Raw genomic sequence first — 14,357 nt, forward strand, 5'->3', positions numbered from 1 at the left:
TCAGTGGACATTAAAAAAGATGGCTCCGATCGAATATCGGAACCATCTTTTAAGTGCTTGATTTTTCAGGGCTTTTTTATTAAACTGTCCATTTTATAGGGTACAGTTCAAGGATCCAGGTTTTTTTTTACATAAATGTAATCGTTACTAAAGAATATCCTTCTTTCGCATTGTACGGCTCCGCTTTATAAGAAACACGGTTTGCCCCTTGCGGATAACCGATTTCTCCAATTACTTTTTTCACATCTTGCAATGCATCATCCATTGATTGTTTATAAAGGATTTCAATCTTTGGTAGCTTTTCGTTATAACGCTGCTGCATTTTATTTTTGAATTCATTATAGTTATTTGCGATGTATTCATTTCCTAAATAGTTTAACTTTGTATCTTTTAATATTTGCTGATAGGCAGGAGTTTTCGTACCACCTGCCGCAATTTTATTTGTTAATGTACTATAATAATTTGTTGTAGCTTGCGGATATTCCCCTCGGTTCCACTCATGATTTCTTGCGATTTGCTCATCTGATAAGTTGAAATAGGAATATGTTACGCGGCCTTGTTCATCTGGAACCGGATCATCAAATGTTGTATCAAGATGATACCATTTGTTTTCGATTTTCACTAAGTTCCAAGCATGAGGCTGACCGTCTCCAGTTCCTACTACAAAATGATTCTCAATTCCCGCTTCTTTTAATAATTGATAAGTTAATAGTGCGTAACCTTGGCAAACCGCAGAACGATTTACGAGTGCTTCATATGCTGTGTAAGCTTTATAAGACGTATCATAAGAAACATGTTTTACGACATAATCATGAATCGCTTTCACTTTTTCGTGATCATCCATCCCAACTTGTGTAATAGAAGAAACAATTGCCTTCGCTTGCTTCATTACATATTCTGTTTGTTCTTTCGTTTCACGATATGTAATTTTTAGTGTAAACGTATAATTTCCAGGTGACCCATTAAGACCATATGAAACATTCGATCTATTATAATTCGTATACTCATTTTTACTTGCCACTTCTTTATAGGCGTTAAAAAGTGTATTCATCACTTCTTTTGTATTACTATTTGTCGTTTTATACGGCAGTGTAATATTCGTTTCATACGCATTAATACGCTTCTGTACTTCCTCTTTAAATGCTGCTAATAATGCCGCATCTCCTGTATCTTGCACCGCAACCGCAGGCTTTTTATATTGCAAAGCATTATATAAAAACTGTGCATACTGTTCACGCGTTACCGTTTTAGCAGGTTCAAATTTCCCGTCGCCGGTCCCAGATGCAATCCCGTTTGACTGCACCGCACTAATCGCACCTTCTGCCCAAAAACCATTCGGAACATCATTAAATGTATGCTTTTGCTTAGCTGAAACTTGAAAAGCGTTTTTAATAATTTGCGCCATTTCTGCACGGCTAACAGAATCTTTCGGTCTAAAACCTCCATTTCCATCCCCGTTAAAAATCCCTAATTTCGTTAACGTTAAAACCTCTTCTGGAAACAATGTGGATCCTGAGCGAATATCTCGATACGGATTGTTTAAAGTAGATCCATCTTTTAATACATAACGAGCACCGTCATTACTGAACGTACCACCTTGCTTATTCGGTAACAGCGCACGATAAATTAAAGCAGCAACTTGCTCTCTCGTCGCAACATCACCGAAACCAAACTTTCCATTTCCATAACCTGAAATAATATTTTTACTCGCTAAATCTTTAATCGCCGGATACGACCAATGCGACGTAGGCACATCAGAAAAAATACCCACCTCAGCTGCTCTCACATCACTGCCGTTTGTATACAGTAAAGCACCACCAATAAGTGTTAATGATGTAATTGATTTTAATAGTTTTGTGTACATAATTCCTTCTCCCAATTCGTTCTCTATTTATGTTATTTTTTGTCGAAAAATCTAAAAGAATATGACAAAACATATTATACAATTAAAATTTTTTGAAGGGTACACTAATTTTGGAAATATGCAAAAACTCATATTTTTATATTTTTTCGTATTAATATTATGTTGTTTTATTTATGAATATCTATAGGTAGTAACTCGTTATAACTCCCTCATGGTAATCTCTAATTTAGTATTGAAATTCTCTAAATCTCGATGTATTATATTTTTGTATTTTCTCAGTTTCCTAAGCCGAGAAAACATCATCACTTCTACAAGGACCCGAACTCCAGCGGGTCCTTTCTTATATTCCTTATTTTTATAAACGTATTTATCGTTTTATCCAGTACGATAATAAGAGACTCTCGCGTTTGCTTACTTTCCATATCATCACTTATTTCATTATACAAGCTATAGCCTTTTCTAATTTCTGTAGAGCAATGTATTTCCTTACTAATCCTAAACCAATAGTATGATTTTTTAAATCGTCTATAATAGCTGTTTGTTCTTGGTTTCCACTTGGAGATGAGCAGTTAGTTTTTGCTAACTGCTCCTTTATTTATAACAATGATCAAATTATTTAAAATAATTCTTCTTTATTTCTCAATATAAGAAACCTTGGATTTTCATTAACACTCCTGTAGTATATAAACAAAGAGTAAGGTAAGAGTTACTCTTTGCCATTTTAGAAAAGGTTCTGCTGGAGACAGCAGAATCTTTTTTCATATAGAGATAGTTTTACTAAATTTTTCACTACTAACCACAAAAATATCCTATAATCTTCATATAACAAATAAACATATTAGGAGCGGATCAAATGCCAGTTACACTAGAACTTATTCTTTTCATTCTTATAGCAATTAGTGCTATTGGCTATTTAATAAAAGAATTTCAAAAAACTAGGAAAAGAACACTTGGAATTTCAATAGAATTCTTGGTTCTTTTCTGGTCAATATGGAGAATATCGACTATCGTAATCTAATTTATAAAATATGAATTCCTTCGAATAAAACTCAATATTATGTCCATAATGTTGATAGGCTGTATGCCAAAACTCATTTAGTTTTCTCTGTATCTCCTTGTATTGAGCAGTTAGCACTTGCTAGCTGCTCTTTTATTTGTAACCTTGTTAGACAAGCTTTCATATAATGTAGTCATTCCTTTCTTATAAATTAAGCTCGTCACTTGAATTATAAAAATGGAATTATATCCTATAACATTTTCAGGAATTATCCATATTTTATTTCTGAAAAAGTGCTTTATTTTGCTGAAAGGTGGTTGCGGAAACAACCGCCTTTTTATTTATGAAAAATGAGATTTCTATTAAGATTCATTACAAAGTATGTTATTACTGGTACAATCCGGTATAATAAATACAGATCAAACATTGAAAGGAAATATGACAATGAAAAGATATTTTAACTTCATTTCACTTTTCTTAACTGTACTTGTAATAATTAATCTTGCAAATATACATACGAAGTACCAATTCTTTATAGGTGCATCTATATCACTATGTTTAACTATTATTTCTACACATGAAATTATAAAATTCCTTGCTACTAGTAGCTTATTAGTTTACGGATTTACCGTTTTTACTTTTTTAAGTATTGCTTGCTAACTTTCAATTCTAATATAGAGGCACATACGACTTTTTTCTTTGTTTATAGAGTTCTTACATAATAGTAAGGACCTTTTTTATTTCAAACACAATTTGTTCATTTTTTTGATACATTTATGAAACATTCATGTGTTATCTTCAGTACGTTCTATTCTTTTTATAATGTCGTGTGAGATATACCAAAACGTGAAACCCTAGACTCCTTAAACCTAGGGCGATTTTATTTAATTACTAGTTTTCATCAACCCGAGAGCTTAGTAATTACCTCTTCAGGCTCAACTCTCTCCCTTTTGAGAATTGAGCCCTTTATTTATAATATTATCCCCATACTTCCTACTTATTTGTACAAAATTCTACTTCAACCTCTCCCAAAACCTTTAATATCACATAAAACTTACGTAAAGATTGCTATAATTCAATTAATCCCTCAATAAACGTTATATAATAAAATTGAAAATATCCAGTTTGCATACAATTGTCTTTCTGTATGACATATAACTCTTTTGCTAAGAGAAATCCTAGCTTTTTTATAGAGAATCAGTTTAAAAATCAAAAATAAAAGAACCTCAATACATGAGGTTCAAAAAATCTACTATTTTAAATTGCCTTCATAAAAAGCAACTCCATTTTGAACATGTTTTAAATACCATGTAATCGTCCCGCCACAAACATTTTCAGTAAAACTATTAGCATATACTCCATTTGAGTAATAAAGAGTTCTTTTGAATTTACCATTAGAATACTCATAAGGAATTGAGCATGTTGCTTGCTTCGGAGAGCTCACAGCTTTTTGCGTATCAGCTGAAGCTGCCCCAATTCCTCCTGTTAATGCAATACCAGTTGCCAATACTCCTACTACTAATTTCTTAAACATAATAAATCCCCCTTTAATAGTTTTTATAGCTTACAACTTAAATGTATCACTTTTGTAATTTATGTAAATATCTTGAATTTTTATAAATATTTATTTAAATTTTATCCATATTGGAATTTTATTTTATCAAATGGAAAATAGAGGGAGATAAAAGTATGCAACAATGCATAATAAATCAATCAGATATTATGATATACTCACAAAGAGCTGATACAAAATTTCTTTAGATTGGAAAACTAAAGTCTTATCTACCTAAAAGGAAGGCGCCTAATGGCGTCTTTTCTTTATTTTCAAAAGGACCTGCTCAATTCATTCTTTCATACATAAGGTAAAGTGAACCCATTAAAATCCATGGAATGAACCCTAGTTTTACCCTTTTATCTAAAGGAGGCACTATTGTTATGGGATATGGTGGTAGTTGCGGCGAAGGCTGCGGTTTCGCTGGAGGATTTGCTTTATTAGTTGTATTATTTATTCTCTTAATCATTATCGGATGCAGTTGTTTCTGCTAAAAAACTATTAGAAAGAGGTTGTCCCAAAAGCAGCTGAATAGCTACTTTTGGGACAACCTCTTTTTTATTGTTTCTTATAAGTGAGTTATTTGTATTCCTGTCTATATAATTTAAACGAATAAATAGCCCCAATGAAAAATACAAAGGCTTCAAATATTATAAAGATTTGACGGAAATTCTCGATATCTTTACCAACTAAAGAAATAAATATAGCATTCATTAGAATTTGAGTAGTAAACATACGAGAAGTAATTTTTAAATAAATAGCATTTGTTCTTTCATCTGGTTTACCAATTTTTTTGTAAATAATAATAAGTACAATTACTGAACCTAAAAATAGAAGTGCTGTAAGTCCTACAACGATATTGAAATTGCCTGTACTTTCTAACATCCATTTATTTAATAGATCAATCATTATTATCTTCCTTTCCTACATAAGAGAATATTTCGTTCTTCTTTTTCACTATAATAAAAAAAGAAAAAGGAAAACATCGAACTTTCTTACAAACATTCGTGTATTCTTACAGTTTTGTCATTTTGTAAATGTATTCATCGCCTTTCCTTTCATTATTTTCTTTGGAAAACATAGTGAATTACGAGAAAGAGCGCTACAAGATCAACTTCCAAGAAGTAGTGCACGAAACCTCTTAATTCATGCAATTAGTATGTAGAATACTAATGAGTTATTGATTAAGAAGATAAAGGAATAAGAAATACGATAAAGAATTAGAATAGATAATGTAAAAAATGGAAAGAGGGGAAAAGATGAATCTAAAATTAATAGATGTAACAGAAGAAAATTTCTTTGAAATTATTAATTTAAAATCAGATAAACTTCAAGAAAAACACATTCAAATATATGAAAGATGGGTTGGTTCAAATGCTTTCTTTCTTGCAGCTTGCCAAACGTTTGGGTTTACTCCGAAAGCTATATATGATAATGATGTTTTAATAGGTTTTGCTTCGTATGGGTTTAGAAATGAAACGAAGCAATATGAGTTAATTAGTATGATGCTTGGCCATCAATATCAAGGGTTAGGGTATGGGATTCCTGTTTTAAAAGCAGTAATAGATAGTATGGTTCAGACGTACAAATGTGAAGAAATATTCTTATCGGTTATTCACGATAATGAACGCGCAAAGCGGATTTATGAAAAAGTGGGTTTTAGGCCAACAGGAGAGATTGAAGAAGGACACCATCCAGAATTAGTTTACTGTTTAAAATTAAAAAACTATGTAAATGTATAAAATTATATATACCTCTAGTTCTGTATGAATCATTTCATTTTCTGGTTTTTACTCCATATTCTTTAACATATGAAGCAAAAAAATTAATTTTGTGTAGTTTATTTTTGTTAGCATGATAGCGATGTGGTGCTCCCCCTATTAGTAGTAATTTTAATATCACTATGGATAAATTACTTTTAGAACTTTACTTCCAAGAATGAATTTTATGTGAACAATTAGTTGAAAATTCCCTTTATTAATTAACTAAGTAATATTTTGAAAGAACATATAGATATAATAGAAAGAATACTCGGTGCATCATCTCAACGCGCTGAATAGGTACATTATTGCATGTTAAAAATTTAACTTAAGGTGGAATTGTATATGACTGAAGATAAAAGACTGAAAAAGCCGGTGGTAAGTTTTATATTACTAACCAACATTATTTTTTGGCCACTTTTTCTGCTTGTAGGAATTACAAAGTTATTACATTTTCCAACTTGGATTTTTGATGTAATGCTCTGCATATCAGCTTGGTCTTCCACTTTTGCTTTTATGTTTCTATTTAAAAGAATTTATCCTGGACAAAGTTTTATTCAATTCGTAAAAGATAGATTTAAAAATAAACTTAACTACTCTATCGTTCTTACTGTCAGTATGATTCAAATAATTATATTTTTGACGATGTTGTTTCTCATTTCGACTAATAGTGAAGCAGACTCTATTTTTAATAGAACTACATGGGGCGTGTTAATTTATTATGTTGTTAAAACTATTGTATCTGGACCACTAGGAGAAGAATTAGGGTGGAGGGGTTTTGCATTAATGGAGCTCCTGAAAAAATACTCGCCATTAAAATCTTCAATCATTATTGGTTTTTGGTGGGGAATGTGGCATCTGCCTATATGGTTTACTACAGGTTTTACAGGCAGTAATTTAATCAAATATATTTTATTTTTTATGATTGCAATTATATCTACTACAATTATCATGGCAACATTTTATAATTTAAATCAAAATTTAATTGTTCCCATTATCATCCACTTTTTCTTTAATTTATTTATTGGCATAATAAATGGACCATTAATTGAATTAATTATGTATACTGCAATTTTTTATTTAATAGTTGCCATTTTACTTATAGTTATAAATCCAAAGAAAGTTTTATATGGAAATAAAATTAAAAACTTTGTTAATAAAGAACATGATTCAATTTAGTAATAGTTTTTACAGATTTTTCATGTTTGTTCTATACAAAATTAGTAGACATAGCGTCTCATTGCCAATAGTCAACGATGCATAAAATTTTCGTTATGAGGGAGTTGTATTTTTTTAGCTTGATGGTGATGTGACGCAACCTCAACTTAGTAAAATATCATTAAAACTATTAATCCAATAGATTCTTGAAAAAAACTAGTTATCTATACACTACTTTTGTTAAATATGGATATTTTTTTAAGAGGTAAAGTTAATATAGATCAACTAAATAACGCAAAGAAAATGTTTTATTTCATAAAAAAAGGCTCCATTGCTGGAGCGCTCAAAAATAAAATAAGTAAATGAATTAAAACAAATAACAGACAATTTAACTATATAGATTAAACATATATAAATCTATATATATGCAATATTGCATATTAAAACCAGTTTATTGATGCTATAATAGGTTTACTCGATGATTGTTATATTTTTTTATGGTTTTTAAGCAATATGATACCTTCTTAACACCAAGTGTACAAGTAAGAGAAGACATCTTAATCGATGTCTTCTTTTCTTATATAATAACAACACCATAAAATTATGATGATTCAAGCTGCAGGATGGCACCTTGATATGATAATAAAGAATACATCATCACGTTGTCAGCAAGCAAAAGTGTATTCTGCATTTCTAAAAACAGTAGATGGCAGATTGTGACCTACTGAATCTGCTAAGAAAGAGTATACAAGAACATCCTTAACATCAGCTTTATTTCCACTAATAATAACATCAAGAAAATCTTCTATTTGGAATTCTGGAGTAAACAACACAATCTTAGTTGTTCTGTTCGGTTCTAAAGAAACAAAAGTACGAGAGATTTCAACTAATTCATTTTGAGTTGGGAAAGAAGTGTTTGGACTTCTCTTAACAGTTACCGTTACATTACTAGTATGGCAGCGTGAATCATTGTTTAACATAATGTTGAGAGCATTTGGAATAATCCCATTTTCGGAAACTGGAACTCGAAACACTCCAGTAGATTTATGAGCCATATCATCACATCCTTTCAAAATAAAATATATTTACAATATATTAGATGCAAAAAATGTTCATTTTGATAGGGACAAATTATGTAATTAATATATTTATAATCCTCCCCCCCGGTATTACTAAGCCAATGATGAGAAAGATTAATAAGTACCGTAAAAAATAAGGACTCATATTACTTCTTTTAAAATTTTCATCTCAGTATTTATAAAATACATATCTTTGTGGAGAGAACATCTAATGAAATTATACATTTCAACTAAAAAGATCCCCTCCACCATAAGGCAGAGAGGATCTTTTAATTTCTACTTCAAACTACCCGCAATCTCCGTAAAGATAACTCCAAGCGCATGCGCACCTGCATCAGGATAGCCTAAGCTTCTTTCGCCAACTGTACCAGCGCGGCCCATGCGAGCTACGATTTCTTTCGTATACTCTGCGCCTTTAACTGCTGCTTCTGCACCTTTTTCAAAGGCAATTTTCATATCTTCTTCGTTTGAAGCGCTAGCTAACCAAGAGTCTACACATGGAGCAAGTGCGTCAACAAGTGTTTTATCACCAACTACCGCTCCTCTGCCGAATGATCTTTCACCGATCGATTGTATGCCTTGTAGTGCTGCTTGCAACATTTCAGCGAATTCTTTCACTGTTAGCTCACGTTTTTCGCCTGCTGCTTTACTAGCTGCGCGGAATGCACCGCCCCAAATTGGGCCAGACGCGCCGCCGCAATGTTCCATAATAATCATGGAGCAACTATCAAGGAATGATCCGATCGTTACGTTTTCTTGTTCTACAATCAAATGCCATTCACGTTTTAATTGCTTAAATCCTTTTGCCACACTCATTCCGAAGTCGCCGTCACCAGCGTGCGTGTCTAACTCACAGAACGGTACTTCATTTTTAATAATAATATCGCTCATTTTATCAACGAGATAAATCATGTTGTTTAATGTAATAACATTATTTTTAATAACAGCGTGCTCTTCCGCCGTTTCTAGTTCAAAGGAAACTTCCTTCTCTTCTGCCTCTTCAAGTACATTTACATACTCAACACTTTCAACTGGCCCGTCTACTTTAAACGCTGGTGTACTACATTCTTTCGATAGTAATGTTTTTAGCTCATCATCTAACTTCATTACCGTTAAAGACATACCTGCCATATCAATACTCGTCATATAGTTACCGACGAATACTCTATTGATTTTAATGTTTCTAGCAGCTAGTTCTCTCGTCACTGCGTTGTTAAATAAGTAAAGTTCTTGCAGTGGTGTTCCGCCAAAACCGTTAACTAGAAGCGCAATTTCTTCGCCGTCTTTTACTCCTAAATCTTTTATTAAATCATTTGTCATACGGTTCGCTAATCCATCTGCTGACAACATTTTTTCACGTTTAATTCCTGGTTCGCCGTGAATACCTACACCGTATTCCATTTCATCTTCCGCAAGTGTGAAAGTAGGTGATCCACTTGCTGGAACTGTACAAGACGTTAACGCTAAACCGATTGTGCGCACGTTAGCAGCTGCTTTTTCCGCTACAGCTTTCACCGCTCCTAAATCCATACCTGCTTCCGCTGCTGCGCCGGCAATTTTATGAACGAGAATAACACCCGCAACGCCGCGGCGTCCTACTGTGTACAGGCTATCTTCTACCGCAATATCATCGTCCACTTTTACGTAGTCGACTTCAATTCCATCTTCAGTCGCTAAATGCGCACCGTTTTTGAAATTCATAATATCGCCGCTATAATTTTTAATAATTAATAACGTACCTTTTTTACTAGCTGTTTCTTTAATTGCTTGATATACCTGAATTTGTGAAGGTGACGCAAACACATCTCCGCACACTGCCGCATCTAACATTCCTTTTCCGACTAATCCCGCATGTGCCGGCTCATGTCCACTACCGCCGCCACTAATTAACGTTACTTTGTTTTCGTTCATTTCTTTCTTCTTGATGACTTTATATTTTTTCAAAAGCTCAAGCTCTGGATGAGCCATAACCATTCCGTTGCACATTTCCATTACTAATGTTTCTGGTTTGTTTATAATCTTTTTCATTGTGATTCTCCCTCAATTCCTTTAATATATTGTGATATATTTGAAATCTTCTTCTTACTATCCATGTTAAAATGAAAGCGTTTTATAGTAAACGGACAAAATGGACAATCTGTCTAAAGACACCGCTCTCATTTGTAGGTAGGATTTTCATATTACTAACATTCTAGGGATGATTGAGATGACCTCTTCTATAATTTCTAAAAAGATAATCGCGAACTCATTGAAGTATTTAATGGAAACAGAGTCGTTTCATAAAATATCAGTAAGCGATATTATGTTACACTGTCAAATGCGTAGGCAAACTTTTTATTACCATTTTAAAGATAAATTTGAACTATTAAGCTGGATTTATAGAGAAGAAACGAAAGAGAACATTATCGACTTTCTCGACTATGAAACATGGGAAAACATTTTTGATTTATTATTTGATTACTTTTATGAAAATCAAAAATTTTACCGAAATGCTTTTAAAGTCATTGAACAAAACTCGTTTAATCACTATTTATTTGAGCATACAAAAAACTTATATATGAAGATTATTGATGAACTATCTGTGAGCTGTGGATTCAGCCTTTCTGATGAGACAAAAAATACGATTGCCTCCTTTTATAGTCACGGCTTCGTTGGAACGATAAAAGATTGGATTGAAAGTAAGTGCGAAGTAGATCCTTCCATTATGTCTTCTCTCATGAAAAATATGATAAACAATCAATTACTACTATTACTGGAGCAATCAGCAAAGTAATTAAAGGGTGGCAAAAGCAATGAAAAAGATTATGAATGATGTACAACATATCGTTCAAGATATGATGCATGGCTTTTATTTTGAACATAACGACAAAGTAAATTACGACGAAACTAATAACATCATTTATGTAAAAGATATTGAAAAACTAAAGCAAAACGTCGCTATTATAAGCGGTGGTGGTAGCGGACATGAACCTGCTGATATTGGTTATGTAGGGAAAGGTATGCTTACAGCGGCAGTAAACGGCAGTATTTTCACTCCGCCTACAGTGGAACAAATTATTACTGCAACTCGCCTCATACCAAAAGATAAAAGTATTCTATTCATCATTAAAAACTTTAAAGATGATGTAGCGAACTTTTTAGCGGCGAAGCAAATTGCCAAAGAAGAAGGAAGAAAAATTGACCATATCATCGTAAATGACGACGTTTCAATTGAAGATGATGCTTCTTTTAATAAAAGAAGACGCGGCGTCGCTGGCACTGTTTTCGTTCAAAAAATACTTGGTGCGGCTGCCCTTGAAGGACATTCTTTAGAAGAACTAACAGCACTCGGCCATTCTATCACTGAAAACTTACACACATTAGGAGTCGCTCTTTCACCTGCCAATGATCCAGTGAAAGGAAAAGCTTCTTTCACATTAAACGACGATGAAGTCTTTTATGGCGTCGGTATCCACGGCGAAAAAGGTTACCGTAAAGAAGCGCTATCCTCTTCTGAAATATTAGCGATTGAACTGATGAACAAATTAAAAAGCATTTACCGCTGGAGAAAAGGTGACAACTTCGCTATCCTTATTAACGGACTCGGTGCGACACCATTAATGGAACAATACATTTTCGCAAATGACATTCGCCGTTTATGTGAGCTGGAAGGATTACAGATTACATTCGTAAAAGTTGGTACACTACTAACTTCTTTAGATATGAAGGGTGTTTCTTTAAGTTTACTTAAGGTAGAGGACTTGAACTGGGTGAAGTGGTTGAAAGAAAATACGGAAACTGCTAGTTGGTAATACAAATAGGATGGCTTCAATTGGCCATCCTATTTTTGTACGTAATTCAGCTATGAGAAAAATTCAATTACTGAAGAATTCTGCACTCAATATTACAGCAAATTTACATCAAAAATGTAAATCCTCATTTCCTTCGTATTTTCCTTTATTAAGCCTTTTTCTTATGAATAATTCTGCGACAATTAAATTGGGTACCCATGCTAACCAAGCAATAATAGCGTAACTAAGTTCAAAATGTTCTATCCCAAATAGAACGATAAACAAAGGTAGCCAAATTCTTAATGTAACTGCCGCAAAGGTTAAAGCATAATTTCTAATCATCCAATTCCGATGCTCTTTAATTTTTTTATTCTTAACTCTATGTAATGCTTCATATGCTGATGTTAGCCAAAGTACGGATAACAAACCGAAACCTAGCTTCGCTACCAATCCTCCCGTAGCATAAAAGGATAGGTATAGTCCAGAAAGGCCTCCTAATAATATACCAACCATATAGATTCTCCCCATTATTCGATGACGATTGATATTCCTTTCTCTAAATTTAGTCGATAATGTAAACGGACCTATTACTAATGCTACTATACTCGTTGTAATATGTGTAAATAACATACTATACCAGAACTCACTTAATTTAGATCCAAACATAAGCTTCGCTTTTACAAGCCCTGTTTGAAATCCATCCATAATAAAATATTGGACAACAATATAACTAGATACTAAAAGAGCAAAACAAGTAAATACAAACCAAATTTTCCTGTTCAAATTTTACTGCCTCCCCATTACATTCATGGAATTTAGATTATATATTACTGTTCATTCTCGAGAAAAATAGAAAAGCCTTCTTTACTGATTTATTCAACACATTGTTTTTATAAACCGAATGACTTACATGCAGCGACGAATAAAATATATGATACAAGGCCCTTCTTCATACATAAAACCCCTCAAGTATGTCGTTCTATACTTGAGGGGTTTTTCATTTATTCTCTCTCGTCTCTCATTTTCTTAAATCAATAATTAGCTCATCTGTAATCTGCTCAAGATGGAAAAATCTCTTTATATAATCGATATGTGACCATTTTTCTTCTCCACCAATAATAAATAATTCTTGCGCATCATACATAAATGAAAAGCTTGGATAGAAACTGTCAACCTTTATTTCAATCTCACCAATACGATTACTGATAATCTTACAGTCTGCCGAATAGCTTAATAACGTATAGAGAGAATCTTATGCTGATTGGAAGAAATACTAGAATCATTTTATAAACGAGATCGCACATCTCATTGGAGAATTACAGGTCTTCCAAATAAAATTGGATAATAAATTAACATCGCACCTACAAATGAACACACTAAACAAAAAATAGCCTCGTATTTTATGACTAGCGAAGAGTTCGTATCAATCTTTTTTTCCTCTCTTTTCAATATCATTTTAAATAATGCTGTATATAATACTTTATATAATACATACCCAATAATTGACCCAAGGGTGTTCGTAAATAAATCATCAATATCTGTAATTCTATTATTTAGTAATTGATTTAACTCAATTGCCAATGAAAAAAAGAATCCTGCGCATACGGTGTTTTTCATTTTTCTAAACTGCGGCCAAATAGTCGGCAATAAAAAACCGAATGGCATAAACAGTACAATATTTAAAAGATACGTAGTACTACCTGCCGTATCAAATAGAGTCAAATTGATTTGATTTACACGAATCCACGTTTCATATCTACTTATATCCCATATAGTCGCGATCTGCGTCACCTTATACACTAACGAAAGGTAGAATAGAAAAACATATACCCATAAAAAATGCCGAATAGATATATTGTTTTTCGCTTTAAAATAAAATCCAATTTGAAATACAATACAAAACATAATTGTAAAAAAATAAGTATACAAATAACTCATTAAAACTCCTGTATGCATGTGGAATCCCCTAACTTTACATTTTCATCTATTATTTAGAACATAGTTTAAGAATCGGTACTTTGTTCATATATTTAATCTTCTACTTTGTCTTCGAATATAGGGAATATATGAAAAATAAAAAATCCCCACTTCTTCATTTTCAGTCTCCTCCTTGATGTAACTTGTTTATAGGATAGGAAAAACTTTTAAAATAAAAAGTGGGGTAAATATAAAATTTT

At 32.6% G+C, this 14,357-nt stretch carries 13 protein-coding genes and 2 pseudogenes; 7 read left to right on the plus strand and 8 right to left on the minus strand.

What is annotated here, in order from left to right; translation table 11 throughout:
- Nucleotides 1-127: 127 nt before the first annotated feature.
- Nucleotides 128-1,864, minus strand: a complete 1,737-nt coding sequence (locus ACTFSI_RS25060; protein ID WP_440045702.1) for an S-layer homology domain-containing protein — start codon at nt 1,862-1,864, stop codon at nt 128-130.
- A gap of 1,441 nt (nt 1,865-3,305) precedes the next feature.
- On the opposite strand from ACTFSI_RS25060, the gene ACTFSI_RS25065 reads away from it, so the two are divergent.
- On the plus strand, nt 3,306-3,521 hold the full coding sequence (locus ACTFSI_RS25065; RefSeq protein ID WP_241747717.1) for a hypothetical protein: 216 nt from the start codon (nt 3,306-3,308) through the stop codon (nt 3,519-3,521).
- A gap of 592 nt (nt 3,522-4,113) precedes the next feature.
- Here ACTFSI_RS25065 and ACTFSI_RS25070 read toward each other — a convergent pair.
- A complete protein-coding gene (locus ACTFSI_RS25070; protein WP_000473859.1) occupies nt 4,114-4,395 on the minus strand; it encodes an LCI fold-containing protein in 282 nt (93 codons plus the stop codon).
- Nucleotides 4,396-4,796: 401 nt separating this feature from the next.
- On the opposite strand from ACTFSI_RS25070, the gene ACTFSI_RS25075 reads away from it, so the two are divergent.
- Nucleotides 4,797-4,907 (plus strand): YjcZ family sporulation protein, encoded by a 111-nt coding sequence (locus ACTFSI_RS25075; RefSeq protein WP_000540371.1) that lies wholly within the window; start codon nt 4,797-4,799, stop codon nt 4,905-4,907.
- 85 nt (nt 4,908-4,992) lie between these two features.
- On the opposite strand, the gene ACTFSI_RS25080 is transcribed toward ACTFSI_RS25075, so the two are convergent.
- Nucleotides 4,993-5,322 (minus strand): hypothetical protein, encoded by a 330-nt coding sequence (locus tag ACTFSI_RS25080; protein ID WP_000566294.1) that lies wholly within the window; start codon nt 5,320-5,322, stop codon nt 4,993-4,995.
- Between the two features lie 154 nt (nt 5,323-5,476).
- Between ACTFSI_RS25080 and ACTFSI_RS25085 the strand changes: the two are divergent.
- From ACTFSI_RS25085 to ACTFSI_RS25095, 3 genes and pseudogenes are all read left to right on the plus strand, one after another.
- Nucleotides 5,477-5,575, plus strand: a pseudogene (locus ACTFSI_RS25085) (transposase); the annotation flags it as partial.
- Between the two features lie 97 nt (nt 5,576-5,672).
- On the plus strand, nt 5,673-6,155 hold the full coding sequence (locus ACTFSI_RS25090; protein WP_001049724.1) for a GNAT family N-acetyltransferase: 483 nt from the start codon (nt 5,673-5,675) through the stop codon (nt 6,153-6,155).
- 363 nt (nt 6,156-6,518) lie between these two features.
- Nucleotides 6,519-7,352: a lysostaphin resistance A-like protein gene (locus tag ACTFSI_RS25095; RefSeq protein ID WP_440045703.1), complete on the plus strand. Its 834-nt coding sequence runs from the start codon at nt 6,519-6,521 to the stop codon at nt 7,350-7,352.
- Nucleotides 7,353-7,996: 644 nt separating this feature from the next.
- Here the strand turns inward: ACTFSI_RS25095 and ACTFSI_RS25100 are convergent.
- Nucleotides 7,997-8,386, minus strand: a complete 390-nt coding sequence (locus ACTFSI_RS25100; RefSeq protein ID WP_000940648.1) for a hypothetical protein — start codon at nt 8,384-8,386, stop codon at nt 7,997-7,999.
- A gap of 300 nt (nt 8,387-8,686) precedes the next feature.
- On the minus strand, nt 8,687-10,438 hold the full coding sequence (gene dhaK, locus ACTFSI_RS25105; protein ID WP_440045704.1) for a dihydroxyacetone kinase subunit DhaK: 1,752 nt from the start codon (nt 10,436-10,438) through the stop codon (nt 8,687-8,689).
- A 178-nt stretch (nt 10,439-10,616) separates the two neighbouring features.
- Between dhaK and dhaS the strand changes: the two genes are divergently transcribed.
- Both dhaS and dhaQ read left to right on the plus strand, forming a co-directional pair.
- Nucleotides 10,617-11,183: a dihydroxyacetone kinase transcriptional activator DhaS gene (dhaS, locus tag ACTFSI_RS25110; protein ID WP_000204220.1), complete on the plus strand. Its 567-nt coding sequence runs from the start codon at nt 10,617-10,619 to the stop codon at nt 11,181-11,183.
- 19 nt (nt 11,184-11,202) lie between these two features.
- A complete protein-coding gene (gene dhaQ / locus ACTFSI_RS25115; protein WP_440045705.1) occupies nt 11,203-12,201 on the plus strand; it encodes a DhaKLM operon coactivator DhaQ in 999 nt (332 codons plus the stop codon).
- A gap of 108 nt (nt 12,202-12,309) precedes the next feature.
- Here the strand turns inward: dhaQ and ACTFSI_RS25120 are convergent, their stop codons facing one another.
- The 3 genes and pseudogenes from ACTFSI_RS25120 to ACTFSI_RS25130 form a co-directional block, all read right to left on the minus strand.
- The gene (locus ACTFSI_RS25120; protein ID WP_097851234.1) at nt 12,310-12,963 is read right to left on the minus strand and encodes a DUF2306 domain-containing protein; all 654 of its coding nucleotides are present in this window, start codon (nt 12,961-12,963) and stop codon (nt 12,310-12,312) included.
- A gap of 235 nt (nt 12,964-13,198) precedes the next feature.
- A pseudogene (locus tag ACTFSI_RS25125) lies at nt 13,199-13,453 on the minus strand (hypothetical protein); the annotation flags it as partial.
- Between the two features lie 32 nt (nt 13,454-13,485).
- A complete protein-coding gene (locus ACTFSI_RS25130; protein WP_270364574.1) occupies nt 13,486-14,136 on the minus strand; it encodes a VanZ family protein in 651 nt (216 codons plus the stop codon).
- Nucleotides 14,137-14,357 lie beyond the last annotated feature (221 nt).

It is taken from the genome of Bacillus cereus group sp. MYBK101-2 (assembly GCF_051918845.1).
GTDB classification, from domain to species: Bacteria; Bacillota; Bacilli; order Bacillales; family Bacillaceae_G; genus Bacillus_A; species Bacillus_A paranthracis.

Excerpts from the sequence above, each read along its gene's own strand:
- ACTFSI_RS25060 (WP_440045702.1), bottom strand. The coding sequence starts at position 1,864 with ATGTACACAAAACTATTAAAATCAATTACATCATTAACACTTATTGGT.
- ACTFSI_RS25065 (WP_241747717.1), top strand. The coding sequence starts at position 3,306 with ATGAAAAGATATTTTAACTTCATTTCACTTTTCTTAACTGTACTTGTA.
- ACTFSI_RS25070 (WP_000473859.1), bottom strand. The coding sequence starts at position 4,395 with ATGTTTAAGAAATTAGTAGTAGGAGTATTGGCAACTGGTATTGCATTA.
- ACTFSI_RS25075 (WP_000540371.1), top strand. The coding sequence starts at position 4,797 with ATGGGATATGGTGGTAGTTGCGGCGAAGGCTGCGGTTTCGCTGGAGGA.
- ACTFSI_RS25080 (WP_000566294.1), bottom strand. The coding sequence starts at position 5,322 with ATGATTGATCTATTAAATAAATGGATGTTAGAAAGTACAGGCAATTTC.
- ACTFSI_RS25090 (WP_001049724.1), top strand. The coding sequence starts at position 5,673 with ATGAATCTAAAATTAATAGATGTAACAGAAGAAAATTTCTTTGAAATT.
- ACTFSI_RS25095 (WP_440045703.1), top strand. The coding sequence starts at position 6,519 with ATGACTGAAGATAAAAGACTGAAAAAGCCGGTGGTAAGTTTTATATTA.
- ACTFSI_RS25100 (WP_000940648.1), bottom strand. The coding sequence starts at position 8,386 with ATGGCTCATAAATCTACTGGAGTGTTTCGAGTTCCAGTTTCCGAAAAT.
- dhaK (WP_440045704.1), bottom strand. The coding sequence starts at position 10,438 with ATGAAAAAGATTATAAACAAACCAGAAACATTAGTAATGGAAATGTGC.
- dhaS (WP_000204220.1), top strand. The coding sequence starts at position 10,617 with ATGACCTCTTCTATAATTTCTAAAAAGATAATCGCGAACTCATTGAAG.
- dhaQ (WP_440045705.1), top strand. The coding sequence starts at position 11,203 with ATGAAAAAGATTATGAATGATGTACAACATATCGTTCAAGATATGATG.
- ACTFSI_RS25130 (WP_270364574.1), bottom strand. The coding sequence starts at position 14,136 with ATGCATACAGGAGTTTTAATGAGTTATTTGTATACTTATTTTTTTACA.